Origin of the sequence: Desulfovibrio sp. An276 (assembly GCF_002159665.1) — a bacterium.
Lineage (GTDB): Bacteria > Desulfobacterota > Desulfovibrionia > Desulfovibrionales > Desulfovibrionaceae > Desulfovibrio > Desulfovibrio faecigallinarum.
Window position 1 is genome coordinate 1 of sequence record NZ_NFJC01000079.1, and the last position, 973, is coordinate 973.

A 973-nucleotide genomic window follows, 5' to 3' on the forward strand; every position below is an offset into this window, starting at 1 on the left:
TAGACTTCCGACCCCGTTTGGCGACTCGTTTGGAGGTATAGCCTGGGGCACATTCCTCAGGCACGGTTAAACCGAATGCTTCACAAATTTGAAGCTGTGCTCCTACAAAGGTGTCATCATCTTTGAAGAATCACTGAGCTCAATCATTCTAATACTTCTCATTTCGTCAAGAATTGCTGATGATGAATCAAATCTATTCCTTAGTTCCGTTGTTTTCCAAATATGTTTTACATGGCTAGATAGGATTAATCCAATAAATAAAATGAATAATCGACCTGTTTTTCCATCTTCAGACCAATTTCGTTGAGTTTTACAGTCCATTACGTCTTTCATTTGAAAATAATATTTTTCTTGTTCATCACGCAAACAATATTCTTCAAGTGCTGTTGACGCATCATGATCTAAGCCATTAGTAATAATGCTAAAAAAGCCGAATTTACAATTTTCTTTTTTAATTTTATTGTTTTTTAGATTGAAAAATTTCAATTTTCCATTTTCTATTTCAACATCATGATATGAAAAGCTGTTTTTAAATTTCTCTATATCTTTTATTTCAATATTTTTTTCAAAATATTCATTAAGAGATAATCTCTCAACAGATATTTGTAAATCTTGTTCTGTCTGGAGACGAGCTCTCAATTCAGAATCTAAATAAATATTTATTTTGAATTTATCAGATTTTATAGAAGAATCTTCATTTATTTTTACTTCATAAATTTCATTATATTGTTTATAATAAACTTTATTATTGATATCAAATTCCATTTCTTGTGGCCGAACTGAAAATTTTCCAAAATCATTAATTTTTTTAGATATCATTTTTCTATTTATTGGAGCTGCAGAAATAAGTGGTATTTTTTCTTGTACAGCGAATTCAATATTTTCAATAGTTTCATATCCTCTATCAGTAATAATTACAAAATTATTAAATCCACAAGATCTTAATTCTTTTATAATAGTGATAAATGTACGA

General features: G+C 28.5%; 1 protein-coding gene. It reads right to left on the reverse strand.

Going from position 1 to position 973, the window contains the following annotated elements; genetic code table 11:
• Positions 1 to 102 precede the first annotated feature (102 nt).
• On the reverse strand, positions 103 to 973 hold an 871-nt coding region (locus B5F76_RS15035), incomplete at its 5' end, for a hypothetical protein (RefSeq protein ID WP_204218449.1).